Below are 24,313 nucleotides of genomic sequence, written 5' to 3' on the forward strand. Positions count from 1 at the left end.
CTTGCCTGTTTTCTGTGCAACGGGCTGCCTGTGGCGCTCTTTTCAGGGCGCGGGGGCAGTCGTGCCGCCAAGCGGTCAGGTCAGTGTCGTGGACTGTAGCTCGATGGGTCCAGCGTTTCGGGGCGGCCGGGCAGGGCGAGCGTGGCCACCTGTGGCGCGGTGCGTGAAATCACCCGGCCGCGGCGGATCACCGCCAGCCGGTTGGGTTTCAGCCGCAGCGCCTCGATCGGGTCCTTCGCCTGCAACAGCACCATGTCGGCGTGGTTGCCGGGCGCGATGCCGTAGCCGTCCAGCCCGAGGATGCGGGCGGGGATCTCGGTCACCGCATCAAAGCACCAGCGCATGTCCGCCCGCGACGACAGCTGCCCCACATGCAGGCCCATCGCCGCCACGTCGAGCATGTCCGCCGCGCCCAGCGAATACCACGGGTCCATCACGCAATCGGCCCCAAAGGCCACCGGGATGCCCGCATCGCGCAGCTCTCGCACCCGGGTCAGCCCGCGCCGTTTGGGATAGCTGTCATGGCGCCCCTGCAACATGATGTTGATGAGCGGGTTGGCGATCGCCTGCACCCCGGCCTCCTGCATCAGGGGGATCAGCTTGGACACAAAGTAATTGTCCATCGAATGCATCGAGGTCAGGTGAGAGCCCGCCACCCGGTCCTGGAGGCCGAGCCGCTGGGTCTCGAAGGCGAGGGTCTCGATATGGCGCGACATCGGGTCGTCGCTCTCGTCGCAGTGCATGTCGACGCGCAGCCCCCGCTCCGCCGCCACTTCGCAGAGCCAGGTGACCGAGCGCGCACCCTCCTGCATGCTGCGTTCGAAATGCGGGATGCCGCCCACGACGTCCACCCCCATATCAAGCGCCCGCAACAGGGTGTCGGTGGCACCCGGGGCGCGGAACACGCCGTCCTGCGGGAAGGCGACCAGTTGCAGATCGAGGTAGTCGCGCACCTGGTCACGCACCTGCAGCAGCGCCTGCACGGTCTTGAGGTCGGCGTCGCTCACATCCACATGGCTGCGCACGGCCAACAGGCCCTGGCTGACCGCGAGATCGCAGTACCGCAGCGCCCGCTCGATGATCTCCTCCACGGTTTGCAGGGGTTTCAGCTCACCCCAGAGGGCGATGCCCTCCAGCAGGGTGCCGGAGGTGTTCATGCGAGGGCGTCCCAGCGACAGCGTGGCATCGAGGTGGAAATGCGCATCCACAAAGGGGGGCGAAACCAGCAGCCCGCCGGCATCGATGACCTGGCCTGCCGGGGCGCTGATCCCCGGCTCGACCGCCGCGATGCGGCCCTTGTGGCAGGCGATGTCGACGCCCGCGCGCCCGTCGGGCAGCGTGGCGTTGGTGACGATCAGATCATAACTCATGCGAGCGGCTCCCGGTGGCGTTTGCCCGCCCATTCGACAGCCCCGCGCGGCGGGGATCAAGCGCAATCGCCCCGCCCGCCTGCCGCAATCCGGCGGGGCAGGGGATCAGGCCCCGGGGATGCTGGTTTCGGTTTGGGGATCGAAGGCCACCGCCTTTTCCATGTTCACGGCAAAGTCGAACATGTCTCCGGCTGTGGCCTCGGCGTCCGCGCGCAGGCGGGCGATCACATCGCGCCCGCCAAGCGTGGTGGTGACAAAGGTGTCGGAACCGGCGGCCTCGGTCACCTCGATGCGGCTGCGCAGCGGGACGATATTGCTGGATTTGCGATCCGCCCCATCCGGGTCGGTCAGCGCCTCGGGGCGCAGGCCCAGCAGGATCTCGCGACCCTCCCATGCGGTCAGGGTCTGCTGGCTGAACGGCAGTTCCGTCTGCGCCCCGTCGGAGGGGGTCACCTGCGCCATTGCGCGGCCATCGCGTACCACCACGCGGGCGGGCAGGATGTTCATCGCCGGGCTGCCCATGAAGGTGGCGACAAAGACATTGGCGGGGGTGTCGTAGATCTCCTTCGGCGTGCCCAGCTGCTGCACATGGCCCTCATACATCACCGCGATGCGGGTGGAGAGGGTAAGCGCCTCGATCTGGTCATGGGTGACATAGACCATGGTGGTCTTCAGCTTCTCGTGCAGTTTCTTGATCTCGGTGCGCATGTCGACGCGGAGCTTGGCGTCGAGGTTGGACAGCGGCTCGTCAAAGAGGAACACATCCGGGTTGCGCACCAGGGCCCGGCCCATGGCCACCCGCTGGCGCTGGCCGCCGGAGAGCTGTCCGGGCTTGCGCTCCAGCAGGGTTTCGATCTGCAACAGCTTTGCCACATCCGCCAGCGCCGCGGCGCGCTCTGCCCGGGGAACGCCGTGCATTTCCAGTCCGAAGGTGATGTTCTGGCCCACCGTCATGTTCGGATAGAGCGCGTAGCTCTGGAACACCATGGCGATGTTGCGCTGCGCGGGATGCACCCCGTTCATCACCCGCCCGTTGATCGAGATGTCGCCGCTGGAGATCTCCTCCAGCCCCGCGATCATGTTCAAAAGGGTGGATTTGCCACAGCCGGAGGGGCCGACGAGGACGAGGAATTCGCCTTCTTCAACCGCGATGTCGACGCGGTGCAGCACCTCGGTGCTGCCATAGGATTTGGTGACATTGGAGATTTCGAGAAAACCCATGAATTCAGCCTTTCACGGAGCCCGCCATCAAGCCGCGCACAAAAAAGCGCCCGGCGACGACATAGACCAGAAGAGTGGGAAGCGCGGCGAGGATGGCGCCGGCGAAATGGACGTTGTATTCCTTCACCCCGGTGGAGGATTGCACCAGGTTGTTGAGCGCCACGGTCATCGGCTGGGCGGTGCCGCCGAAGGACGCGCCGAACAGGAAATCGTTCCAGATATTGGTGAACTGCCAGATCACCGAAACCACGGTGATCGGCCCCGACACCGGCAGCAGGATGCGCCAGAAGATGCGGAAGAACCCGGCGCCGTCGATCATCGCGGCGCGGATCAGCTCGGTCGGGAAGGCGGCGTAGTAGTTGCGATAGTAAAGCGTGGTGAAGCCGACGCCATAGACCACATGCACCAGCACTAGCCCGGGGATGGATCCCGCCAACCCCAGCTTGCCCAGCACCGTGGCCATCGGGATCAGCACGATCTGGAACGGGATGAAGCAGGAAAACAGCATCAGCCCGAACAGGATGGTATCGCCGCGAAACCGCCATTTGGTCAGCACATAGCCATTGAGCGCCCCCAGCACGGTGGAGATCGCCACCGCAGGCACCACCATCAGGATCGAGTTGAGGAAATAGGGGCGCAGGCCGGTGGGCTCGATGCCGATCTGGGCGCTGGACCAGGCGGTGAGCCAGGGCGCGATGGTCCAGTCCTGTGGCAGCGCCAGCATATTGCCGCCGGTGATCTCCGACAGCGGTTTCAGCGAATTGGCCAGCATCACGAAGAACGGCAGCAGGTAGAACAGGGCAAACAGCAACAGCACCAGATAGATCAGCACCCGGCTGGCCCGGGAGGTGCGCAGCGCGCTGTCCTGGGTGACATGGGACATCAGCGCTTCTCCTTCAGTTCGGCATAGAGATAGGGGGTCATGATCGCGGCGATGGTCATCAGCATGATGACCGCGCTGGCAGCGCCGACGCCCATCTGGTTGCGGGTGAAGGTGTAGGAATACATGAAGGTGGCGGGCAGTTCGGTGGCCCGCCCCGGCCCGCCGCCGGTGAGGGCGATCACCAGATCATAGGATTTCACCGCGAGGTGAGACAGGATCACGAAGGCCGACAGGAAGGCCGGGCGCAGCATGGGGATGACGATGCGCCGGTAGAGGTTCCAGTTCGACGCGCCGTCGATCTGCGCCGCCTTCAGGATCTCGTTGTCGATGCCGCGCAGTCCGGCAAGAAACATCGCCATCACAAAGCCCGAGGTCTGCCAGACCGCCGCGATCACGATGGTATAGATCGCCATGTCGCGATCCTTGATCCAGCCGAACTCGAAACTCTCCCAGCCCCAGAGATGCAGGGTGTTCTCCAGCCCGATGCCGGGATCCATGAACCATTTCCAGGCGGTGCCGGTGACAATGAAGCTCAGCGCCATCGGGTAGAGGTAGATTGGCCGCAGCAGGCCCTCGCCGCGGATCTTCTGGTCGAGAAAGATCGCCAGCGCCAGGCCGATGGCAATGCAGAGGCTGATGTAGAGCAGGGCAAACACCGCCAGGTTGCCCACCGCCGTCCACCAGGCCGAGAGCCCCCAGAGCTTTTGATAGTTTTCCAGCCCGATCAGGTCGTATTTCGGCAGCATCCGCGAATTGGTGAAGCTCAGATAGACCGTGTAGAGGATGAAGCCGTAGACGAAGGCCAGCATCATCGCGATGGTCGGTGACAGCACCAGTTTTGGAATCCAGGCCTGAAGCCGGCTGCGCAGGTCGGGTGCAGGTGTTCGGGCGGGCATCTCCGCTCCTCTGTTGGCTGGGGGCTGTGTTCGGAAACAGGGGCGACCGGCCGAGGGCAAATCCCGGCCAGCCGCATGGGGTGGCGGTCAGGAACCGCCTTCGGGGGAGATCTCTGCGCCTATTGGGCGAATTCGACCGCGTTCACCAGTTCCTCGGCGGCGGTGGCGGCGTCATATTCGCCGTTGAAATGTGCGGTCACCACGTCGTAGATCGCGTTTTTCACCGAGGCCGGCACCGAATGGCCATGCGCCATGGAGCCGAACAACCGGCCATTGCTGCCCGCCTCGGCCAGATCCGCCATGCCTTTCTTGCCGCAGCCGTCGAAGGCGTCATTGGGCACATCGGTGCGCGCCGGTACTGAGCCTTTGACCACGTTGAAGGCGGACTGGAAGGCCGGGTTCATCACTGCCTTGGCCATGGCCAGCTGTGCGGCGTCGCCGTCGGCCACGTCGAACATCACGAACTGGTCGGAGTTGAAGGTCACCGCGCCCTGGGTGCCGGGAAAGCGGATGCAGACAAAATCCTCGCCCGGGGTCATGTCGGCGCGCAGGAACTCGCCCTTGGCCCAATCCCCCATCATCTGCATGCCCGCCTCGCCATTGATCACCATGGAAGACGCCAGGTTCCAGTCCCGCCCGGAGAAATTGTCGTCGACATAGCTGCGCAGTTTGGCCATGCGTTCAAAGGCCTCGACCATCGTGTCGCCCCCCAGCGCATCGGGGTCGAGGTCGATCATCGAGGCGGTGTAGAAGTCATCGCCCAGGCTCAGCACCACCGCGTCAAAGATGGTGGCGTCCTGCCAGGCCTGGCCACCATGGGCCAGCGGGGTGATGCCGTTCGCCTTCATCGCATCGAGCACGGCGATCAGCTCTTCCCAGCTTTGGGGCGCGTCGAGGCCGGTGGCGTCCAGCGCCGATTTGCTGATCCAGACCCAGTTGGTGGAATGCACGTTCACTGGCGCGGCGATCCAGTTGCCATCGTCCTTGGAGAAATACTGCAACGCCTCCGGCACCACCTTGTCCCAGCCTTCGGCCTCGGCCACCTCGTTGAGGTTGCCCAGAACGTCCTCGGCGGCCCAGTCCTTGATGTCGAAGCCCAGCATCTGCACCGCCGTGGGCGCGTCCCCGGCGGTGACCCTTGCGCGCAGCGTGGTCATCGCCGCCTCGCCGCCGCCGCCCGCAACCGGCATGTCGACCCAGCCGATGCCCTGGCCCTGCAAATCGTCCTTCAGCACGTTGAGCGCCGCCGCTTCGCCACCGGCGGTCCACCAGTGCAGCACTTCGACGTCCTCTGCCGCCGCGACAGAGGCCACAAGGGCCAGGCCCGCAACACCCGAATAGAGGTTCTTCAGCATGGTTTTCTCCTCCCTGAGATCTATGCTTTGCATTTATAACGATTTAAATTTGGCCATGAGTCAATCGTGAATTTTTGATTTTCCTGCGCGGGATCAGTGTATAGATTTGATAAATCAAGAGTATAGCAGGCATATCCGGGTTGGTCTGCCATTTGCGTTGCTTGTGAAAACGTTATAAATTACCATTTTGTCATTCACACAAGGACCCAGCCGGTGCCGAATCGCACGTCAGATCAGAAGCCAACCCAGAAGATGATCGCCGACCGGGCGGGCATTTCCGTTGGCGCGGTGTCGCGGGCGCTGGCCAATGACCCCAAGATCGCCGAGGACACGCGCCGCATGGTGCAGGCGCTGGCGACGGAGATGGGGTATTCGCCGGACCGCGCAGCGCAGCGCCTGCGCACCGGGCGCACCCAGGTCATCAACCTGATCCTGCCGCCGCATGAGGAGATCTTTGGCTTTGGCACCTCGCTGATCCGCGGGATCACGCGGGGGCTGGAGGGATCGTCCTTCCATCTGGTGGTGATGCCGGACTTTGACGCGGATGCTGCGGGCGAGGACACCCTGCGCCGGATCGTGCGCAACCGGCTGTCGGATGGGGTGCTGTTTTCACGCACCGAACCCGATGACGCCCGGGTGCGGTTTCTGGCAGAGGCCGGGTTTCCCTTTGTCTCGCATGGGCGCACCGAGCTGGCGACGCCGCATCCCTATGTCGACTACGACAATTATGGCTTTGCCTATGAGGCGGCGCGGCGGTTGATCGCGCGCGGGGCGCGGAGCCTGTCGATCCTGCTGCCACCGCCGACGCTCAGCTTTCGCCAGCATCTGCTGCATGGCTTCATGACCGCGGTGCGCGAGAGCGGTGTGCGGCACGAAATCTTTCAGGGCGCGGATCTCGACAGCACGCCGGAACAGGTGCGGGCCGCGGTGGAGGCCCGGTATCGCGCCCCGGACGCGCCGGAGGGCCTGATCCTGCCCGGCGAGGTGTCCGGACTGGCGGCGCTGGCGGCGGTACAGGACATCGGCCTGGTGCCGGATCGCGACGTCAGGCTGGTGGTCAAGCAGACCACGGGCCTGTTTGATCTGGTGCGCCCCCGGGTCGACAGCATTTTTGAAGATCTGCCCGAGGCGGGTGTCCAGATGGCGCAGCTGCTGCTGCGCCGGATTGCGGGCGAGGCGCCGGAGGCCCTGCAATATCTGCAACCGATCAGCGCGCCGGTTGCCTCCGGCCCGGACCGCTGAGTCGCGGCACAACAATAAAGGTCACACCCATGTCCACAGCCCCAGATGACTGGATGCGCAGCCCCGACCACCGGGCGTTTCTGAGTGCGGATGCGCGGCGTCAGTTTGATTTCTTCAAGGCCAGCGTGAACCCGGCGGGCGGTTTTTTCACGCTTGGCATCGACGGCGCGGCGCTGCCCTCTCCGGTGCAGGAGCTGCACAGCACCACGCGGCTGATCCATTCCTATGCCCTTGGGCAGATCGCCGGGCACCCGGGGTGTGAGGCGGTGATCGATCACGGCATGGCGTATTTGCAAAGCCACCATCTGGATCGCGAGCATGGCGGATTTCTCTGGGCGCTGTCGGGGGAGGATGTGCAGGACGGGCGCAAACTGGCCTACGGGCATGTCTTCGTGCTGCTGGCGGCCTCCAGCGCGGTGGCGGTTGCGCATCCAGGCGCGCCGGCGCTGCTGGCGCAGATCGATGACATCCTCGATACCCGGTTCTGGGACGAGGCGCGCGGGCTGTTTGTGGACGAGTGGAACCGCGACTGGACGCCGTTCTCCAGCTATCGCGGCCTCAATGCCAATATGCACGGGGTCGAGGCGCTGCTGGCGGCGTATGAGGCGACCGGGCGGGCCCGCTATCTGGAGCGCGCCGGACGCATTCTCGATTTTCTGATCGGACGTATCGCCCCGGCGGAGGGCTGGCGCCTGCCCGAACATTATACCGAGGACTGGCAGGTGGACCGGAGCTATAGCGGCAATCCGATGTTTCGGCCCGCAGGGACGACGCCGGGGCATTCCTTTGAACTGGCCCGGTTGCTGCTGCACTATGATGCACTGTGTCCGGCGTCGGAGGAGACGCGGATCGCCACCGCGCGGACGCTGGCCTATCGCGCGCTGGAGGATGCCTGGGACGCGGAGCGCGGCGGGTTTGTCTACACGCTGGATTTTGACGGCAGGCCAGCGATCCGGGATCGATACTGGTGGCCGGTGACCGAAGCGATCGGGGTGGTTGCGGCCTTGTTGAAGGTCGATCCGCAGGCGCAGGACGGGCGCTGGTACAGCCGCCTCTGGAACTGTGCCGAACGCCTGTTTATTGACAGCACCCGCGGCGGCTGGGTGCCGGAGGTGGACGACGCTGGCGTTGCTGTCAGCCGGCAGTTTCAGGGCAAGCCGGATATCTACCATTCGGTTCAGGCGGCGTTGTTCCCGCTGGCCCCGTCGGTGGCGGGTCACTATCGCGAACTGGCGGGTGTTCTGGCCTGCTGAACCCGGAGGAGCCCGGTCACGCGTTCTCAGGTGGAAGGCTCTATTGGCGCCGGATCTGTGGTGGCTTCACAGCTTTGGTCCTGCGGGAAGATCATAGCGCGCCTCGAAACCGGAGGATCGCCCTGGCTGGGGGGCGCGCAGCGTCAGATGTCCACCTGCCTGTCGCGCAATCGTCTCCGCAATATGCAGGCCGATCCCAAACCCACCCCGATGCCCCTTGGATGTCTGGTAGCGCGTTTTGAGGCTGGCGAGGTCCGCATCGGTCATGGGGCTGCACTCATTCCGGACGATGACCCGCGCCTCTGCGTCCACTTCGATGCAGATACGCGAGGCATCAGGCGAATGCCTGAGCGCATTGTCGATCAGCACGCTTGCAAGGATGGCAAAGGAATCCGGATCGATGAAGGCCCAGACCGGGCGCGGCGGCAGGGTTACGTCAATCCGAGATCGGAGGTTCGCATCGGGAACCGCCCCGTCGAGGACATGTGGAATCAACCGGCACACATCGGTCCGTCGCGGGGTTTGTGTCTGATCGGCTCTGGCGAGTTGCAGCAGTCGCGTGACCAGCTTGCCCATACGCTGAAGGGCGGTTTCGATCCGTTGCAGGCCGGGGCGGACTTCGTCCGAGGCCGGGCCCTGCAACTGCTGCGCCTGGGCAAGGGCGATCGCGACCGGGGTGCGCAACTCATGTGCCGCATTGGTGGCAAAGGCCCGTTCCCGCTCCACAGCCTCTTGCAGCTTCTGCATCAGACTGTTGACGGCATTGGTGATCCCGCGAAGCTCTTTGGGTTGCGCGCTGACGTCGATCGGGTCGAGGTGCTTTTCGTTTCGCCTGCCAAGGTCCCCCCGCAGGCGGTCAACCGGAGACAGCGAGGCGCGGGCGATCCACCCCGCCGACAGATAAACCAGCGGCAAAAGCGCCAGCATGGGCAGAGCAAAGGCGATGAAGCCCCGGCGCAATACCCTGGTGCGGTCCTGTCTGCTGTCGCCGAAGGCCACGATCTTGCCGGCGGCATCAGGGGCGGTCACATAATAGACGTGGCTGTCGGTGACTTGAAAACCCGGCTGCAAGGGGTTCAGGTCCTGAGCATCCGGGGCGTTCCCTGCGCTGTGCAACAGCGCGCGTCCCTGGGGGTCGAACAAGGCATATCGCGGTTGCCTGAGTGATCGCGGGTCTGATCGCGTTGGTGTTGCCCTTGCCGCGGGGGCGGATGCGGGTAGGCGGGTCAGGACTGGATGCAGCGTTTCGGCGATCTCGCGCAGCCGCATGTCGCTGAACTGTTTCTGTTCCCTGGTGATGACAAACGCCGCCATGAGGATCGCCAAAAACCAGATGACCAGGAAACCGAGGCTGGTGGTCAGGGCGACGCGTCGCCACAGGCTCATTCGACGCATTACGTCTCCCCCATGCGATAGCCAAACCCGCGCTGCGTGGTGATCGCCCCATGGCCGAGCTTGGCCCGAAGCCGGCTTATGTGGGCTTCGATCGCGTTGCTTTCGATCTCCCGGCCGAATTCATAGAGCGTGTCTTCCAGGTCAGATTTTGCCACCGCGATCTGCGGGGTGCGGCTCAACCGGTCCAGGATCGCCCATTCCCGGTTGGTGAGCGCAATAACCCGATCCCCCAACAGGACGCGCCGTGCTTGGGGAAGGATCCGCAATTGGCCAAAGATACGTTCCGGCGCGTAATCGTCGTCCTGCCGTCTGAGGATGGCATTGATCCGCGCGAGCACCTCATGGAGATCATAGGGTTTTATCACGTAGTCGTCTGCGCCGGCTTCGAGGCCCTCGATCCGTTCGGAAATGCGATCATGGGCAGAGGCGATCAGGACCGGTGTAGAGTCCCTGTGATCCCGAATATGCCGCAGAAGTTGCAACCCGTTTCCGTCCGGAAGGCGCAAGTCCAGAACGATCAGCGCATAGGACACGCTGCGTACCGCAGCCATAGCATCCGCGACACAGGTCACATGGTCCACCGCATGGGCGGCCTGGCGGAAGTGGTCCGTTACCGCCTGTGCCAGATCGGTTTCATCCTCAACAAGCAAAATGCGCATGCGGTTTCCTCGCGGATAGGTCAAAGCGGTATGTGACGGCGCTCCGGCCCGCACGGCCCGCGTTTACGCGTACCACACGGACACCTTGGCGCGTCATCAGGTCAGAGCCCGTCTGCGGCGCAGACGTCTCCATGTCCGCGTCAGGCCCGACCAGGTCAAGGTCTGGGCGAGAATTCCCCAAAGTCCACCGGCAACGCTTTGCCACAGCGTGTGTTTTTCGGCTTCGATCCGGCTGCCGGCGACATATCCTGCGGACAGCACCGCGGCCACTTGTCCCACCCGGCTGCTGTTGAGGCAGGTTTGCAGCAATCCCGTCGCGCCGAATGCGGCGGCGGCGGTGTGCCCGGAGGGCATGCCTTTCAGGCCGCCATTGGGGCGCCGGTTGATATTATGACTGCCGAGCAGATGTTTCGGGGTTTGAATGCCAAAGGTCAGCAGCACAAAGCGGCCGAGGTATTCGGGGCCGCGCCCGCGGGCCACAGTGCATACCAGCGCCGCCATCGGCAGCGTCACCTGGAGCCTGTCTCCGACTCTTTCGTTGGTGCCGCGTCCGGTCACCACACACATGAGGAGGAGAACCAGGAGAATCTGCGTCATGTATCGCGCTGCCCAAGCGATGATGTGTGTGGCACGTCGGGCCGCCATTGGCCCCCATTGGAATATGCGCATCGTGAGACCCTGATGTCTGTTGTCGATCTGCGCATCTGTGTCGCGTGAAGCTTACGGCGGGCTTACGGGGGTGGGTCACCCTGCCAATAAAGTACACCTGCGGGTGGGCGCGGCAGGGGGCAGGCGTTCTGCGACGCGGTGTCAGGCGCCGTCCGACCCTGCCGAACCCCGGCGTTGCAGGCGATCCTTGTATTTTGCCAGCGCCCGGTCCAGAGCCGCGTCCGCATCGATGTCATTCTCTGCGGCGAAGGCGAGAAGGCTGAACAGAAGATCCCCCAGCTCGTCGCGCAGCGCATCGGTTACCGCCATCGGATGCGCGCCATAGTCGGTTGCCTTGAGGATCTCCTTGCAGACTTCGCCAAGCTCGCTTTGCATATCCAGCAGACGATGTGCGGCGGGGCAGTGCAGCCCGGCGTCGGCAATAAACTGGCTCACTTTGTCTTGCGATGATGTCATCTTGGGTCTCCTGTGCGGCGAGGGCGCGGCCTTGTCCTAGAGCGGCTCGATCAGCGGCAGGTCCGGCATGGCGGAGGGGCGGGCGCGATAGAGCTCCGGTTGTACGTGTTCGATTACCGGCGGGCTGTCCGCCTCGAGCAGGGCAAAGGCGCGCTGTACCAGCATCTTGTGCCGCTGCCGCATCATATGGACCGGAAAGCGCAGCAACTGGCCAAAGGGCTCGTAGTCGAAACAGCCAAAGGCGCAGGCCGACAGCTCGTGTTCGGGCAGGGTCGCCAGAAACCGGAGCGCGCCCTCGAACACCGAGTCGGAATTGATGAACAATCCTGCCGGCAAGCCGCCAAGGCGGGTGTAAAGCTCGGTGATGCTGCGGGTCGCGGCATCCAGATCGTAAGTCGAGGCCAGGATCTGGTCAGGCGCGACCCGACCGACCTGTGCGTACATTTCTTCGCTAAAGCCCGCGACCCGGTTCTTGGTCGAAGGCAGGGTCTGATCGCCGCCGAGGAAATAGATCGTATCCCGCGGACCGGGGCCCAACGTCGTGCCACGTGCGGCCATCGAGGCGATGATCTCGCGCGTCAGGATGCGCGCCCCGGTGCGGCTGTCCGTGACCACAGAAGGGGCGATGTCGCAGGGCTGGTCGACAAACACATGGGGAATGGCCGCGGCCCGGCATTGGCGGCTCAGGTCATCCGGGGCGACGGAGCCGACAAAGAAGATCGCATCGATCGACCAGGAGGTGAGGTCGGCAACGGTGGAACGTTCTTCCTCGGGATCGCGTTCGGTGGAGATGATCACGGGGCATTGATTGCGGGCCCGCACCTCGCGCGAGAAGGTCTGGGCAATGTTTGAGAAGAACCGGTTGTACTCCGGCATCAAGAGCGCCACCAGACCGGAGCGCGACGTACGCAGGGCGCGGGCTTGAAGGTTCGCGGAATAGCCGTGTTCCCGGGCGATCGCGATAATGCGTTCGGCCGTTGCCTGTGCGATGCGACGTTTCTTCCACGTGCCATTCAACGCGGCGCTGACCGTGGACGGCGAGGCGCCCGCGCGTTTGGCGATATCGTAGATCGTCTTTTTCTGCGTGTCCGTCATGACCATGACATAGGCGACAAATGCGCGGCTGACTATCGGATGTGAATAGCCGTTGACAGTTTGTCCTGTTTGCGTGTTACTTTGCAACATCGATTGTGCAGTCAGGAATCGCTGTTTGCCACGACCGCCGGGGAGGCGCGTGGCTTTTTTAAGCGCTCGGTGCGCAATCGGTTGTGCAACCTTTAACGGGTGCTGCATCAACAGCGGCACGGGCGTGGTCCGTGCAAGGGAGGAAGACATGAACACAATGACCGGACTGGTCAGCGCATTGGCGTTGACCGTTGGAATGGCGACCACTGCGGTTGCCGAAACATCCATGGGGATCGTCGTCAAGATCGGCGGCATTCCGTGGTTCAACGCCATGGAAGACGGGATCGCGCGCCGCGCCGCCGAACTGGGTGTCGATGCGGAAATGATCGGCCCGGTTTCGGCAGATCCCGCCCTTCAGGTGCAGGCGATCGAGGATCTGATCGCAAAAGGTGTCGACGTGATTGGCGTGGTCCCGAATGACGAGGCCGCATTGGAACCGGTGCTCAAGAAGGCGCGCGATGCCGGCATCATCGTGATCTCGCACGAGGGGCCGGGGCTTGAGAATGTCGACTGGAATTTCGAACTGGCCTCGGCCGAGGGCTTTGGCGAGGCGCATGCCAAGCTGCTGTCCGACAAGACCGAAGAGGGCGGCAGCTATGCGGTCTATGTGGGGTCGCTGACGGTGCCTTTGCACAATGCATGGGCTGATGCCGCCATGGCGTGGATGGAGGAAAACCGTCCTGACATCAAGATCGTGGGGGATCGCTATGGCGTCGCGGAGAATGTCGATGACAGCCGGTCGACCGCGCTTGACCTGATTGCCGCAAATCCGGACCTCAAGGGCTTCCTCGCATTTGGCAGCCAGGGACCGATCGGGGCTGGCCGCGCAGTGGAGGAACGCCGCAAGACCGGTGAAATTCAGGTCATGGGACCATTCTCGCCCGGGCAGGGCCGCAAAATGATCCACTCGGGCGTGCTGACCGGCGGCTACATGTGGAACCCGGCGCAGGCAGGCGAGGTATTTGTCACTCTCGGCGAGATGCTGGTGAAGGGTGAGAAAATCGAGTCCGGCACCGATATTCCGGGTCTCGGCGTGGTCGAACCCGATGTCGAAGGCCGCGATATCATCACCGACAACCTCTTGGAGATCAACGCCGAGACGGTGGACGATCTGGCCGAAAAAGGGCTCTGAGCGCCTGACCATCCGGCGGATGAGGGCACAGGCACGGCCTTGCCTTCATCTGCCACCAGCAAACAGAGGTGATCCATGACACCTGCTCCGGCAGAACAATTTGCGCTGCGCTTGCACAAGGTCTCCAAGTCCTTTGGCGGGGTGCAGGCGTTGAAACAAGTCGATTTCGAAGTGCGCGCGGGCGAGGTGCATTGTCTCGCGGGCGAGAACGGTTGCGGAAAATCGACCCTTATCAAAGTGGTAACAGGGGTGCACCAGCCTGAACAGGCAGGGTTGATCGAGCTTTTCGGCGCGGCTGTGGACCGGATCACGCCGGTGCAGGCCCGTCAGCGCGGCGTGTCGGTGATCTGGCAGGATCTCGCGCTGTTTCCACATATGAGCGTGGCGGAGAACATCGCCTTTGACGATCTGGTTGGCCTGCGCCCCAAGTCGGTGCGCTATCGCGAAATGGTTGAAAGATCCGGCGAGGTTCTGTCCCGTCTGGGGGTCAACATGGATCTGGCTGCGCCGCTCAACGATCTGCCGATTGCGCAGCGACAGGTGGTGGCGATTGCGCGGGCGTTGATGAACGATGCGCGGCTCATTTTCATGGATGAACCAACAGCGTCTTTGACCCAATCCGAAACCGACCGCTTGCTGGACATTGTGCGCAAACTCTCGGCCGCCGGGGTCGCCATTGTGTTTGTCAGTCACCGTCTGGCCGAGGTGCTTGATATTGCAGAGCGGGTCACGGTGGTCCGGGATGGCAATCTGGTCGGAGTGTACCCGACCGAGGGCATGACGCAGGCCCGATTGGGCGAACTGATGACCGGGCATCTGATCGAACACGAGGTGGTCGCGCGGGATCTGCCTGACACTGATGTTGTGTTCGAGGCCAAGGGCCTGTCGCGTCAGGGTGAATTTGCCGATGTGTCTTTTGACATTCGTGCGGGAGAGGTCCTGGGGCTGACCGGGCTGATCGGCGCCGGGCGAACCGAGCTGGCCCATGTGATGATGGGGCTGCGCCCCGCCGATACGGGAGAGATGCGGCTGGAAGGAGCGTCTTACCGGCCCGGCAGCATCCGCGACGCAATCAGGCGCGGGCTGGCGTATGTTTCCGAAGATCGCCTGTCGCTTGGTCTTCTTCAGAAACAATCGATTGCCGACAATACGGTGATTTCGATTTTGCAAAAGCTGACCACGGCAACCGGGCTGATCTCGGATCGCGACAAAGCGGCGACGGTCGGGCACTGGATCCGTGAATTGGGCGTCAAGATTGGCACGCCCGAAGATGCAATCTCGACTCTGTCCGGCGGCAATCAGCAGAAGGTGGTTCTCGCCAAATGGCTGGCCACGGAACCGCGCCTGTTGATCCTCGACAGCCCCACCGTGGGGGTCGATGTCGGCGCGCGCGCGGGGATTTTCCGCATCGTTCGCGCCTTGGCGGAAGAGGGGCTGGCGATCCTGTTGATCTCGGATGAGGTCACCGAGGTCATGTATCATTCCGACCGCATCCTGCACATGGCGGATGGCCGCATTCGCCAGACCTATGACCCGCGTGACATCACTGTCCCCCAACTTGAGGAGCGGATCTATGCGTGATCTCTTGCGACCCTATAAGATCGAGCTTCGGCTGGCCGTGGTGCTGGCGCTCATCTGTATCGCGCTGGCCGTGGCCGCGCCGCAATTTGCCACCCTGCCCAACCTGACCTCGCTCCTGAACAACAGCGCCGTGAACCTGATCTGGGCGGTTGGGCTGCTGGTCGTTCTGATTGCCGGCGGGATTGATATCTCTTTTGCGGTGGCCTCCTCGGTGGTGCAGTACATCGCCGCCAAGCTGTTGATCAGTGTCGGCGGCGGCAACTGGGTGCTGGGGTTCCTGTTTTGCGGTTCACTCGGCATCCTGCTTGGGCTGCTCAATGCGTGGCTGATCCACGGTTTCCGCATCATCTCGATCGTGGTGACCATCGCCACATTCAACGCCTTCTTCGGCCTGCTGATGTTCTTCAGCGGTGGACGCAACATCTACGATCTGCCCGATTGGTGGACCGCACGCATCTTCATCTTCGAGCATGAAAACGCGCAAGGCATCTGGTCTGAGCTGACACTGTCGGTCGCGGTGATGATCGGCTGCGTGATCGCCACCTGGGGCTTGATCCAGCGCAGTAATATTGGCCGTCAGCTTTATGCCTTTGGCGACAATCCCGAAGGTGCGCGCCGTGCCGGCGTCAATATCGCCGTGATGCAAGGGGTCGCCTTTGGCTGGATGGGGTTGATGGCGGGCATCGCCGGTCTCTGTCAGGTCAATATCGTAAAGGAGGTGGTGCCCAATGCGCTCTATGGCCGCGAGCTGGAGGTCCTGGCTGCGGTTGTTCTGGGGGGCGCTCGGCTGGGCGGCGGCAAGGGGACCATTTTGGGCTGCATCCTCGGCGTCATGTTTGTCGCCATCACGCAAAACGGGCTGAACCTGCTCGGGGTGTCGCCCTTTGCCTTCCAGATGATTATTGGCGCCGCCATCCTGATCGCCATTTCAACATCCAATATCGATCTGTCGCTGCGGCCACGTCGCAAGGAGGCCCGCTCATGACCGCGCTGTTGTCACGCATGTCCCGGATCAAAACCGGACCGAATGGAGAAAACCTCGGGTTGTTGGCTCTGCTGGGGCTGCTGGTGTTGCTCTTCTCACTGGCCTCGCCGCGGTTCCTGAGCGGCGCCAACCTGGGGTCGATGGGATTTCAGATGCCGCTCTTGGGCCTGCTGACCCTGGCGATGCTGGCGCCGATCCTGTCGGGGGGCCTGAACCTCGCCATCGTGTTTACCGCAAATATCTGCGGGCTGACGCTGGCGTGGACCATCATGCAGTTCGGTGGTGCCGAAGCGGGCATCGGGGCCTTTATACTCGGGGGCGCGCTTGCCTTGCTGGTCGGAGCGTTGGCCGGCGCTGCGATGGGGGCGGTGGTCGCCTATGTGGGCGCGCATCCGATCCTTGTGTCGCTTGCGATGATGATCTTTCTACGGGGGCTGGGCGAGTTCCTGACCCGCGGCGGCGACATATCCGGCTTTCCCGATTACATGCGTGTTCTGGGCCATGGCTCCCTGATCGGTATTCCCGTGCCGCTGATCCTGTTTGGCCTGATCGCGCTTGGATGGCATGTGTTGCTGCGCCGCACGCCACATGGGTTTTCGGTCTATATGACCGGCTCCAACATGCGGGCGGCGGAGTATGCAGGCCTCAATGCCAAGCGCACGCTGGTGCTGATCTACACGCTTTCCGGGGTGCTATGCGCGATCGCGGGTATCCTGATGGCGGCGCGATTCAATTCGGTGCGCGTGGGCCACGGTGAGGCCATGCTGCTGATCACGGTGCTGGCCTGTTTCCTCGGCGGGATCGATCCCTTTGGCGGGCATGGCCGCGTTGCCCCCGTCATCATCGCGCTGGTGATCCTTCAGGTGCTGTCTTCGGGCCTCAATCTGATCGGCGCCAATCAACATCTCGCAACGGCCGTATGGGGCCTGTTTCTGACCGCCGTCATGGTTCTGCGATCCGGCCGCCTGCGGCAAATATTCGACGTATTCTCCGGAAAGGATAAGTAATGCAAGGCTTTGGCGTACATACCAGCATGTGGACAATGAACTGGGATCGCGACGGCGCAGAGCGCGCGGTCGCAGGGGCAGAGGCCTATAGGGTCGATTTCATCGAAATCCCGATGCTGCGCCCCGCAGAGGTCGACACCGCCCATACTGCGGGCCTGCTGGACCGCAGCGGTCTGCGGGCGGTTTGCTCCCTCGGGTTGCCGGAACAATACTGGGCGTCGGTCAATCCCGAGGGTGCGACCGAGTATCTGAGGCTCGCCATCGACAAGACCAAGGCCTGCGGCGCCGAGGCCCTGTCCGGGGTGACGTTTGGCGGGATCGGGCAGCGCACCGGCACCTATCCGACCGAAGGGGAATACGACAACATCGCCCGCGTGCTGGAGGCCTCGGCGGCCTATGCGAAATCGGTCGGGCTGCTGTTTGGTATCGAGCCGGTGAACCGCTACGAGAACCATCTGATCAACACCGGCTGGCAGGCGCGCGACCTGATCGAGCGGGTGGGCTCGGACAACATCTTTATTCACCTCGACACCTATCACATGAACATCGAGGAAAAAGGCGCCGCGAACGGCATTCTCGATGCGCGGGAGTATCTGCGCTACATCCACCTGTCCGAAAGTGACCGTGGCACCCCGGGAGAGGGATGCTGCGATTGGGACGAAGTCTTTGCCACCTTGAAAGCGATTGATTTCAAAGGCGGGCTGGCGATGGAGAGCTTTATCAATATGCCGCCCGAGGTGGGGTTTGGTCTGGCCGTCTGGCGGCCGGTGGCGCGGGACCATGACGAGGTCATGTCCAAGGGCCTGCCGTTCCTGCGCAACAAGGCTGCGCAATACCGGCTGATCTGATGGCGCATGTGGTCGATATGCAGGGGCTCTGTGCCGAGGCGCTCGCTCTGATGACGACACCGGAGCGGCGGTTTCTGGCGATTGCCGGGGCGCCGGGCTCTGGCAAGAGCACCACCGCGGCGAGGCTGCATGCGTGGCTGGAGACCCAGCGCCCCGGCGAGAGCGCCGTGCTGCCGATGGACGGGTTCCATTTTGACGATGCCGTTCTGGAAGCAATGGGGCGGCGGCCGTCGAAGGGCGCGCCCGATACGTTCGATGTCGGCGGCCTGCATGCGATCTTGCGGCGGCTTCGGGACGATCACGAAGACAGGGTCGCCGTGCCGGTGTTTGATCGCGATCTGGAAATTTCACGCGGCTCGGCGCGTCTGATCGATCAACGGGCCCGGCTGGTGATCGTGGAGGGCAACTACCTGCTTCTTCGCCAATCCCCTTGGGATCGGGTGCAGGCCCTCTTTGACAGAACCGTGCTGATCGAGGTGCCAGAGCCTGTGCTGGCGGCAAGACTGCGGCAGCGTTGGCAGAGCTATCGGCTGAGCGACACCCAGATCCAACAGAAACTGGAGGCAAACGACTTGCCCAACGGGCGACTGGTGATCGCCCGGAGCGGGGCACCGGATCTGGTGTTCCGGGAGGAGGAAGAGGAAACCGTATGACCAAAGGCGACAGGATGCAGTATTTCGTCGGCGTGGATGTGGGCACGGGATCGGCCCGCGCGGGTGTTTTTGATGCCCTGGGTCATTTGCTCGGGAGCGCGAAACGCGAACTCGACATGTATCGCTCTGATGCGGGGCATTTCGAACAATCCAGCGCCCAGGTCTGGCAAGCGGTCTGTGACAGCGCGCGCGCGGCCGTGGCCGAAGCGGCGGTCGATCCGGATCTGATCGCAGGCATCGGGTTTGACGCCACCTGTTCGCTGGTGGTGCAGGGGGCGGTGTCCGGGGTCGGCCACCCCCGTCATCCGGAGCGCGACATTATCGTCTGGTCCGACCATCGCGCCCGTGCCCAGGCGGAGCGGATCAATGCCGGCGGTCATGCTGTGCTGGATTATGTCGGTGGTCGCATTTCCCCGGAGATGCAGACGCCCAAGCTGCTCTGGCTGCGCGAAAACCGGCCCGAGGTCTATGTGTCTGCGGCGCATTTCTTTGATCTGACGGATTTCCTGACCTGGAAAGCCAGCGGCGCAACCGACCGTTCGATCTGTACCGTGACCTGCAAATGGACCTATCTGGCACACGAGAACCGCTGGGACGCGACGTATTTCCAAAGCATCGGGCTTGGGGATCTGGCAGATCAGGGGTTTGCCCGGATCGGTACCGAGGTGGTGCCCGCGGGCACGTCGCTGGGCACCGGTCTGACGCCCGAGGCGGCGCGGGAAATGGGGCTGCGGCCGGGGATCGCGGTCGCTGCCGGCTTGATCGATGCGCATGCAGGGGGGGTGGGCACTGTCGGGGCCAGTGGCACTCCGAATGCCGCGCAGGACACCATGGCCTATGTGTTTGGCACCTCGTCCTGCACCATGACGTCCAGTGCGACGGCATGTTTCGTGCCCGGGGTCTGGGGGCCCTATCAGTCCGCGATGGTCCCGGGATTGTGGCTCAACGAGGGCGGCCAGTCGGCCGCGGGCGCGGCGCTGGATCAGCTGACAGCCTCGCACCCTGCAAGTGCCGAAGCCGCCCAACGTGCGGCGGAGCGCGGCATGGGGCTGACGCAGTGGCTGGCCGACGCGGCGCTGAGCAAGGTGGCGCATCCTGGCGATGCGGTCTCGCTGGCGCGCGGGCTGCATGTGGTGCCGGAATACCGGGGGAACCGGGCGCCCTTCGCCGATCCCGGTCGCCGCGCCGTTGTGGCGGGGCTGGGGTTGCAGCGAGGCGTCGATAGTCTTGTTGCGCTTTATGTCGCCGGGCTGTGCGGGTTGGCCTACGGGCTGCGCCAGATCCTCGACGCCCAGTCCGCCCAGGGCCTGGAGGTCAGCGCGCTGTCGGTGTCGGGCGGTGCGGGCACGCACCCGCTGTCCTGTCAGGTGCTGGCGGATGCCACCGGGCTGCCGGTGGATGTCACCGAAAGCGCAGAGCCGGTCTTGCTGGGGTCGGCCATGCTGGCGGCGGTTGCGGCAGGACGATATGGCGCTTTGGCAGATGCGATGCCGCAGATGTCGCGGGTGGCCCGGCGGGCGCTGCCCGATGCCGCGCGCGTCCGGATCCACCAGGACCGCTATGATGCCTTTGCAAGGCTGCAAGCGACGGCGGCAGAGCTGACACCGCAGAGTTGACGCCGCCGCCGGGCGGTCAGCGGCTTTGCAACAGGGTGGCGACCGCTTTGGACAGGTCGATCATCGCCGCGTTGCGGGTTTCAAATGGTGCCTGGGCGTCGGCCAGGTAAATGGCGATGAAATAGGGTTCATCCGCCGCGGGGGTGACCATGGCGATCAGGTTGCGGGTGGTGTCGCCACTGCCGGATTTGTCCGCCACCTGCCACGTGCCCGGAACGTAGGATCGCAACAGGGCGCCGGTCACGCCGCCATCGCTCATCCAGGTTCGGAGCTGCGCCTGCGATGCTCGGGACAACACGTCACCGGTGATCAGGGTCTGCAGCATTGCGGCCATGGCTGCGGGGGTCGAAGTGTCCTGCAGCCCGTCTTTGGCGGGGGTATTCAGCTCCGGTTCACGGCGGTCGAGCCGCCCGACAGTGTCGCCGCTGTCGCGTAAGAAGCGCGTCAACGCCGCCGGCCCGCCGATGCGGTCAAGCAGCAGGTTCGCGGCGGTATTGTCGCTCATGTCCAGCGTCGCCTGGCACAGCTCCGCCAGTGACATCTCCTGGCCGACCCGCGCCTGGGTGACGGGCGCATAGGAGAGAAGATCCTGTTCTGTAACGGGTACGGTGTCTTCCAGCTCCATCACTCCGTCATCGACGTCCTTCAGGACCTTGGCACACAACAACACCTTGAACGTACTGTTGAGCAGAACCCGGTCCTCCGCCCGATGGCGCCAGCGCCACTCCGAGCCGCTGTCCCGGATCACCAGCCCGATCCTTGCGTCCAGCTGCTGCTCTATGCGCCGCACGGTGTCGCTCAGTTCCGCCTCGGGGGTCTGTGCCGCGACGGGCGAAGCCGCCAGAAGAGCAAGGGCCAGGGCCGGGAGGGCCGGATGTCGCAGGGTTCGGAGAAGATGCATGTCTTGGGTTCCTTCGTGTCACGCGCAGGGCCGCACTCTGGCCGCGACGGCGGCCAGGGGCAGAGATGGATCTGCGGATTTTGTGGATGCGACATCACTTGATGTCATGGCAATGAGCTATAGAAAGCCGAAATGCATCACAAACGACAAATTATCACAGATGCCATAAGCTGAGGTAATGCCATGGACCGTCCGGATCTGCCCTTGAACGCGCTGCGGGTTTTTGAAGTGGCAATGCGACAGGGCAACTTTACGCGCGCGGCGATCATGTTGCGGGTGTCGCAGGCCGCCGTCAGCCATCAGATCGCGCGGCTCGAAGATCGGCTTGGCACCGCGCTGTTCTTGCGCACATCGGCAGGGCTGGTGGCCACGGACGAAGGCCGCGCCCTGTTCCCCGTGGTCGAACATGCGCTGGACACCATGGGGCGGGCCTTGGACCGCATCACCGGTCAGCACAATGTCGAAGTGCTGAAGCTGGGTGTGGTGACCACCTTTGCCGTTGGCTGGCTGCTGCCGCGGTTGACCGAGTTTCACCGACACCATCCGGATATTGAGGTGCGGGTTTCGACGCATAACAACCGGGTCGAGATCCTGCGCGAGGGTCTGGATATGGCGATCCGGTTTGGCGCGGGGCAGTGGACGGGGCTGGACAGTGTGCCGCTGTTGCAGACGCCGTTGGCACCGCTTTGTGCCCCCGAGATTGCAGCGCGCCTGCAGAGGCCCGAGGATCTGGGTCGTGCACCGCTGCTGCGCAGCTACCGGAGCGATGAGTGGCCACAGTGGTTTGCGACCGCGGGTCTGGCCTGTCCGGCGCTCACCGGGCCGACGCTGGATTCTTCTGTCGCTTTGGCGGATCTTGCGGAACGCGGTGACGGTGTCGCGTTGCTGCCTGTCGAAATGTTCCGCCAGCGTATTGACGCCCGGCGCCTGGTCCAGCCCTTCAATGCGACTGTATCAACGGGGCGCTATTTCCTCAGCTGGCCAAGTGATCGGCCGTTGACCCCGGCGATGAGTGTCTTCACGCGCTGGATCAGACAGATGTGCGAGGCCTGAGACGCCTGTCTCCCGCTTTGTGCGCCTATGGCGGAGGGCTGCCGGTCGTAGGCCCTCTGGCGGCACACCGCACCTTACAGCCTTACCGACAATTGGCGCTGCTCTTTTATTAACATAACTAAGATTATGTGGGTGCATGCATCCTGTGCAATTTGCGACCCTCCGGCGGTCTGCGCCTAGTCGAACCACTCGCTCCAACCGGCCAGATAATATTCCAGCAAGCGATGCGTTTGCAGGCTGTTCGCGGCCACGTCAACCGGACCGGTGTCAGCGCCAAAGGTCTGCGCCGCGGTCCAGACCTCTGGCGTCAGGTAGCCAAGCCCATCCGGAAAACGGAGTGACCGAGGCCGTTGTGGCTGAGGTGTCGCAAGCACGAAGCCCCAAGCGCCAAAGCTTGGCACATACGTGTGATACGGCAGGACATGAAGCCCGTCGCCGGGAGACTGCGGGTTGCGCGTGGTCCGAAGGGTCTTTACCACCGACCAGAACGCATCGCGTGCAAACAGGGGCGAGCCAGCCTGCGTGACCAGAACACCCTGCCCGCTCAGCCGTTCGACCAGAAGACCGTAGAACTGGCGCGAATAGAGACGCGACAACGCCAGAGACTTTGGATCCGGAAGGTCGAGGATCACCACATCAAAAATCTGGGTAGTGTCTTCGATAAATTGCCACGCATCCTGATTGACAACCGTCACACGGGAATCCGCGAAAGCGTGGCTGTTGAGTGCCGCCAGATGGGGTTGGGTGCTGAAGATTTCGGTGACCCGGGGGTCCAGATCCACCAGGGTGACGGCCTCCACATCCCGGTGGCGCAGGACCTCGCGCAGCGCCATGCCATCGCCGCCACCAAGAACAAGCACCTGATTGCGGCGCGGCGCCATCCCCATGGCGGGGTGGACCAGCGGTTCGTGATAGCGATGTTCGTCCATACTGTCGAACTGGATCGAATAATCCAGAAACAGCCGCGTGCGGTCCCGGAAACGGGTGACCGTGATCTGCTGATAGGGCGTCGCCTCGGAGAAGATCACGTCATCCTCGAACAGCTCCGCTTCGGTCAGCGTCACCATGCGATCCGCATGAAACAATGCGACCAGGGTCACCGCGAAGGCCACTACCCAGGCCGCAAGCTGGCCGATGTTGAGATGGGATCGGAACAGCCAGATTGAAAATCCCGCCACCGCCAGGTTCAGCGCGCCAAAGGCGAGGCTGGCCGCCATCAACCCCAGATGCGGAATGACAAAGAACGGAAAGGCCAGAGACGCCACCAGCGCGCCGATATAGTCGACACTCAGAACGTTCTCGAAGCGGAATTTGGCGGCGCCTGTGTGCTCCAGCACGCGGGCGATCAGCGGGATTTCCATGCCGGAAAACACCCCCGCCAACCCCAGCAGCGTATAGAGCGGCACCGCCACGTCACCGGACCACGCATAGGTGAAGAACAGAACCGGCGCCATGAAACCGCCGCAGATCCCAAGCAGGATCTGCACCCAGACAAAGGCGCGAAAGGCGTTGTCAAAGTAGCGCGACATCCACGCGCCAAGGCCCATGGCGGAGAGGAACAGGCCAATGACGATCGAGAACTGCCGCACGCTGTCGCCCAGCAGATAGCTCGACAAGGTGGCGGCGATCAGCTCGTAGATCAGGCCGGCGGCCGCGATCAGGAAGGTGGCAACAAGAAGCCAGATCTCGCGCCCGCGGGCCAGCGTCATGAGACCAGCACGGCCGCGATGATGATGGCCACGGCGATGAACAGCAGACCGATCAGGATGGCCAGTGCGATGTTCTGATCCTCCTCGATTTCCTTGATGATCGGGAAGGGTGTCAGCCAGTCGATGCATTTCCAGACCAGCCCCATCAGCGCGACACCGAGAATGGTGTAGAAGATGGTGCTGATCACTTCGGTGATCTGGATGGCAGAGAGATAATCCATGGCGGCCTCGCTGGAGTTACTGG

The 24,313-nt window shown here is 63.5% G+C and carries 23 protein-coding genes; 10 read left to right on the forward strand and 13 right to left on the reverse strand.

Going from position 1 to position 24,313, the window contains the following annotated elements:
• Positions 1 to 80: 80 nt before the first annotated feature.
• The 5 genes from ACXAF5_RS20500 to ACXAF5_RS20520 form a co-directional block, all read right to left on the reverse strand.
• The gene (locus ACXAF5_RS20500; protein WP_474948018.1) at positions 81 to 1,370 is read right to left on the reverse strand and encodes an amidohydrolase family protein; all 1,290 of its coding nucleotides are present in this window, start codon (positions 1,368 to 1,370) and stop codon (positions 81 to 83) included.
• Between the two features lie 105 nt (positions 1,371 to 1,475).
• The gene (locus ACXAF5_RS20505) at positions 1,476 to 2,591 is read right to left on the reverse strand and encodes an ABC transporter ATP-binding protein (RefSeq protein WP_474948019.1); all 1,116 of its coding nucleotides are present in this window, start codon (positions 2,589 to 2,591) and stop codon (positions 1,476 to 1,478) included.
• Positions 2,592 to 2,595: 4 nt separating this feature from the next.
• The gene (locus ACXAF5_RS20510) at positions 2,596 to 3,474 is read right to left on the reverse strand and encodes a carbohydrate ABC transporter permease (RefSeq protein ID WP_239368463.1); all 879 of its coding nucleotides are present in this window, start codon (positions 3,472 to 3,474) and stop codon (positions 2,596 to 2,598) included.
• Positions 3,474 to 4,370: a carbohydrate ABC transporter permease gene (locus tag ACXAF5_RS20515; protein ID WP_474948020.1), complete on the reverse strand. Its 897-nt coding sequence runs from the start codon at positions 4,368 to 4,370 to the stop codon at positions 3,474 to 3,476. Before ACXAF5_RS20515 ends, ACXAF5_RS20510 begins: the two co-directional genes overlap by 1 nt.
• Before the next feature lie 119 nt (positions 4,371 to 4,489).
• The gene (locus ACXAF5_RS20520; protein WP_474948021.1) at positions 4,490 to 5,725 is read right to left on the reverse strand and encodes an ABC transporter substrate-binding protein; all 1,236 of its coding nucleotides are present in this window, start codon (positions 5,723 to 5,725) and stop codon (positions 4,490 to 4,492) included.
• A 213-nt stretch (positions 5,726 to 5,938) separates the two neighbouring features.
• On the opposite strand from ACXAF5_RS20520, the gene ACXAF5_RS20525 reads away from it, so the two are divergent.
• Together ACXAF5_RS20525 and ACXAF5_RS20530 are read left to right on the forward strand one after the other, a co-directional pair.
• The gene (locus ACXAF5_RS20525; RefSeq protein ID WP_474948022.1) at positions 5,939 to 6,967 is read left to right on the forward strand and encodes a LacI family DNA-binding transcriptional regulator; all 1,029 of its coding nucleotides are present in this window, start codon (positions 5,939 to 5,941) and stop codon (positions 6,965 to 6,967) included.
• A gap of 29 nt (positions 6,968 to 6,996) precedes the next feature.
• Positions 6,997 to 8,220: an AGE family epimerase/isomerase gene (locus ACXAF5_RS20530; protein ID WP_474948023.1), complete on the forward strand. Its 1,224-nt coding sequence runs from the start codon at positions 6,997 to 6,999 to the stop codon at positions 8,218 to 8,220.
• A gap of 66 nt (positions 8,221 to 8,286) precedes the next feature.
• On the opposite strand, the gene ACXAF5_RS20535 is transcribed toward ACXAF5_RS20530, so the two are convergent.
• From ACXAF5_RS20535 to ACXAF5_RS20555, 5 genes are all read right to left on the reverse strand, one after another.
• The gene (locus ACXAF5_RS20535) at positions 8,287 to 9,615 is read right to left on the reverse strand and encodes a sensor histidine kinase (RefSeq protein WP_474948024.1); all 1,329 of its coding nucleotides are present in this window, start codon (positions 9,613 to 9,615) and stop codon (positions 8,287 to 8,289) included.
• Positions 9,615 to 10,274 carry a response regulator transcription factor gene (locus ACXAF5_RS20540; RefSeq protein WP_474948025.1) on the reverse strand — a complete coding sequence of 220 codons (660 nt, stop codon included), beginning with the start codon at positions 10,272 to 10,274 and terminating at the stop codon, positions 9,615 to 9,617. Before ACXAF5_RS20540 ends, ACXAF5_RS20535 begins: the two co-directional genes overlap by 1 nt.
• A gap of 96 nt (positions 10,275 to 10,370) precedes the next feature.
• Complete coding sequence (locus ACXAF5_RS20545) at positions 10,371 to 10,871, reverse strand: phosphatase PAP2 family protein (RefSeq protein ID WP_474948026.1); 501 nt, start codon at positions 10,869 to 10,871, stop codon at positions 10,371 to 10,373.
• Positions 10,872 to 11,084: 213 nt separating this feature from the next.
• Entirely contained in the window at positions 11,085 to 11,399 is a 315-nt protein-coding gene (locus ACXAF5_RS20550; RefSeq protein ID WP_474948027.1) for a MazG-like family protein, read from the reverse strand.
• A 36-nt stretch (positions 11,400 to 11,435) separates the two neighbouring features.
• Positions 11,436 to 12,494 (reverse strand): LacI family DNA-binding transcriptional regulator, encoded by a 1,059-nt coding sequence (locus ACXAF5_RS20555; RefSeq protein WP_239325234.1) that lies wholly within the window; start codon positions 12,492 to 12,494, stop codon positions 11,436 to 11,438.
• Positions 12,495 to 12,732: 238 nt separating this feature from the next.
• Here ACXAF5_RS20555 and ACXAF5_RS20560 point away from each other — a divergent pair, with 238 nt between their 5' ends.
• The 7 genes from ACXAF5_RS20560 to ACXAF5_RS20590 all read left to right on the forward strand — a co-directional run bounded on the left by ACXAF5_RS20560 (position 12,733) and on the right by ACXAF5_RS20590 (position 20,406).
• On the forward strand, positions 12,733 to 13,716 hold the full coding sequence (locus ACXAF5_RS20560) for a substrate-binding domain-containing protein (RefSeq protein ID WP_474948028.1): 984 nt from the start codon (positions 12,733 to 12,735) through the stop codon (positions 13,714 to 13,716).
• Positions 13,717 to 13,791: 75 nt separating this feature from the next.
• Positions 13,792 to 15,297: a sugar ABC transporter ATP-binding protein gene (locus ACXAF5_RS20565; protein WP_474948029.1), complete on the forward strand. Its 1,506-nt coding sequence runs from the start codon at positions 13,792 to 13,794 to the stop codon at positions 15,295 to 15,297.
• The gene (locus tag ACXAF5_RS20570; protein WP_474948030.1) at positions 15,290 to 16,282 is read left to right on the forward strand and encodes an ABC transporter permease; all 993 of its coding nucleotides are present in this window, start codon (positions 15,290 to 15,292) and stop codon (positions 16,280 to 16,282) included. The genes ACXAF5_RS20565 and ACXAF5_RS20570 overlap by 8 nt, the downstream gene beginning before the upstream one ends.
• Positions 16,279 to 17,289: an ABC transporter permease gene (locus ACXAF5_RS20575; protein WP_474948031.1), complete on the forward strand. Its 1,011-nt coding sequence runs from the start codon at positions 16,279 to 16,281 to the stop codon at positions 17,287 to 17,289. Before ACXAF5_RS20570 ends, ACXAF5_RS20575 begins: the two co-directional genes overlap by 4 nt.
• Positions 17,289 to 18,137 carry a sugar phosphate isomerase/epimerase family protein gene (locus ACXAF5_RS20580; protein WP_474948032.1) on the forward strand — a complete coding sequence of 283 codons (849 nt, stop codon included), beginning with the start codon at positions 17,289 to 17,291 and terminating at the stop codon, positions 18,135 to 18,137. Before ACXAF5_RS20575 ends, ACXAF5_RS20580 begins: the two co-directional genes overlap by 1 nt.
• Complete coding sequence (locus tag ACXAF5_RS20585; protein WP_474948033.1) at positions 18,137 to 18,790, forward strand: nucleoside/nucleotide kinase family protein; 654 nt, start codon at positions 18,137 to 18,139, stop codon at positions 18,788 to 18,790. Before ACXAF5_RS20580 ends, ACXAF5_RS20585 begins: the two co-directional genes overlap by 1 nt.
• The gene (locus ACXAF5_RS20590; RefSeq protein ID WP_474948034.1) at positions 18,787 to 20,406 is read left to right on the forward strand and encodes an FGGY-family carbohydrate kinase; all 1,620 of its coding nucleotides are present in this window, start codon (positions 18,787 to 18,789) and stop codon (positions 20,404 to 20,406) included. Before ACXAF5_RS20585 ends, ACXAF5_RS20590 begins: the two co-directional genes overlap by 4 nt.
• A 16-nt stretch (positions 20,407 to 20,422) precedes the next feature.
• Here the strand turns inward: ACXAF5_RS20590 and bla are convergent, their stop codons facing one another.
• Positions 20,423 to 21,307, reverse strand: a complete 885-nt coding sequence (gene bla / locus ACXAF5_RS20595) for a class A beta-lactamase (RefSeq protein ID WP_474948035.1) — start codon at positions 21,305 to 21,307, stop codon at positions 20,423 to 20,425.
• Positions 21,308 to 21,490: 183 nt separating this feature from the next.
• Between bla and ACXAF5_RS20600 the strand changes: the two genes are divergently transcribed.
• Positions 21,491 to 22,360, forward strand: a complete 870-nt coding sequence (locus tag ACXAF5_RS20600) for a LysR family transcriptional regulator (RefSeq protein WP_474948036.1) — start codon at positions 21,491 to 21,493, stop codon at positions 22,358 to 22,360.
• A 176-nt stretch (positions 22,361 to 22,536) separates the two neighbouring features.
• Here the strand turns inward: ACXAF5_RS20600 and ACXAF5_RS20605 are convergent, their stop codons facing one another.
• On the reverse strand, positions 22,537 to 24,069 hold the full coding sequence (locus tag ACXAF5_RS20605; RefSeq protein ID WP_474948037.1) for a polyamine aminopropyltransferase: 1,533 nt from the start codon (positions 24,067 to 24,069) through the stop codon (positions 22,537 to 22,539).
• Positions 24,066 to 24,290 (reverse strand): DUF350 domain-containing protein, encoded by a 225-nt coding sequence (locus tag ACXAF5_RS20610; RefSeq protein WP_239325256.1) that lies wholly within the window; start codon positions 24,288 to 24,290, stop codon positions 24,066 to 24,068. The genes ACXAF5_RS20605 and ACXAF5_RS20610 overlap by 4 nt, the downstream gene beginning before the upstream one ends.
• Between the last annotated feature and the right edge of the window lie 23 nt (positions 24,291 to 24,313).

Source organism: Epibacterium sp. ABV4_022 (genome assembly GCF_056159345.1).

What these genes read in the sequence shown, in the direction of transcription:
- ACXAF5_RS20500 (WP_474948018.1), bottom strand. Translation starts at nt 1,370, where the DNA reads ATGAGTTATGATCTGATCGTCACCAACGCCACGCTGCCCGACGGGCGC.
- ACXAF5_RS20505 (WP_474948019.1), bottom strand. Translation starts at nt 2,591, where the DNA reads ATGGGTTTTCTCGAAATCTCCAATGTCACCAAATCCTATGGCAGCACC.
- ACXAF5_RS20510 (WP_239368463.1), bottom strand. Translation starts at nt 3,474, where the DNA reads ATGTCCCATGTCACCCAGGACAGCGCGCTGCGCACCTCCCGGGCCAGC.
- ACXAF5_RS20515 (WP_474948020.1), bottom strand. Translation starts at nt 4,370, where the DNA reads ATGCCCGCCCGAACACCTGCACCCGACCTGCGCAGCCGGCTTCAGGCC.
- ACXAF5_RS20520 (WP_474948021.1), bottom strand. Translation starts at nt 5,725, where the DNA reads ATGCTGAAGAACCTCTATTCGGGTGTTGCGGGCCTGGCCCTTGTGGCC.
- ACXAF5_RS20530 (WP_474948023.1), top strand. Translation starts at nt 6,997, where the DNA reads ATGTCCACAGCCCCAGATGACTGGATGCGCAGCCCCGACCACCGGGCG.
- ACXAF5_RS20535 (WP_474948024.1), bottom strand. Translation starts at nt 9,615, where the DNA reads ATGCGTCGAATGAGCCTGTGGCGACGCGTCGCCCTGACCACCAGCCTC.
- ACXAF5_RS20540 (WP_474948025.1), bottom strand. Translation starts at nt 10,274, where the DNA reads ATGCGCATTTTGCTTGTTGAGGATGAAACCGATCTGGCACAGGCGGTA.
- ACXAF5_RS20545 (WP_474948026.1), bottom strand. Translation starts at nt 10,871, where the DNA reads ATGACGCAGATTCTCCTGGTTCTCCTCCTCATGTGTGTGGTGACCGGA.
- ACXAF5_RS20550 (WP_474948027.1), bottom strand. Translation starts at nt 11,399, where the DNA reads ATGACATCATCGCAAGACAAAGTGAGCCAGTTTATTGCCGACGCCGGG.
- ACXAF5_RS20555 (WP_239325234.1), bottom strand. Translation starts at nt 12,494, where the DNA reads ATGACGGACACGCAGAAAAAGACGATCTACGATATCGCCAAACGCGCG.
- ACXAF5_RS20560 (WP_474948028.1), top strand. Translation starts at nt 12,733, where the DNA reads ATGAACACAATGACCGGACTGGTCAGCGCATTGGCGTTGACCGTTGGA.
- ACXAF5_RS20565 (WP_474948029.1), top strand. Translation starts at nt 13,792, where the DNA reads ATGACACCTGCTCCGGCAGAACAATTTGCGCTGCGCTTGCACAAGGTC.
- ACXAF5_RS20570 (WP_474948030.1), top strand. Translation starts at nt 15,290, where the DNA reads ATGCGTGATCTCTTGCGACCCTATAAGATCGAGCTTCGGCTGGCCGTG.
- ACXAF5_RS20575 (WP_474948031.1), top strand. Translation starts at nt 16,279, where the DNA reads ATGACCGCGCTGTTGTCACGCATGTCCCGGATCAAAACCGGACCGAAT.
- ACXAF5_RS20580 (WP_474948032.1), top strand. Translation starts at nt 17,289, where the DNA reads ATGCAAGGCTTTGGCGTACATACCAGCATGTGGACAATGAACTGGGAT.
- ACXAF5_RS20585 (WP_474948033.1), top strand. Translation starts at nt 18,137, where the DNA reads ATGGCGCATGTGGTCGATATGCAGGGGCTCTGTGCCGAGGCGCTCGCT.
- ACXAF5_RS20590 (WP_474948034.1), top strand. Translation starts at nt 18,787, where the DNA reads ATGACCAAAGGCGACAGGATGCAGTATTTCGTCGGCGTGGATGTGGGC.
- bla (WP_474948035.1), bottom strand. Translation starts at nt 21,307, where the DNA reads ATGCATCTTCTCCGAACCCTGCGACATCCGGCCCTCCCGGCCCTGGCC.
- ACXAF5_RS20600 (WP_474948036.1), top strand. Translation starts at nt 21,491, where the DNA reads ATGGACCGTCCGGATCTGCCCTTGAACGCGCTGCGGGTTTTTGAAGTG.
- ACXAF5_RS20605 (WP_474948037.1), bottom strand. Translation starts at nt 24,069, where the DNA reads ATGACGCTGGCCCGCGGGCGCGAGATCTGGCTTCTTGTTGCCACCTTC.
- ACXAF5_RS20610 (WP_239325256.1), bottom strand. Translation starts at nt 24,290, where the DNA reads ATGGATTATCTCTCTGCCATCCAGATCACCGAAGTGATCAGCACCATC.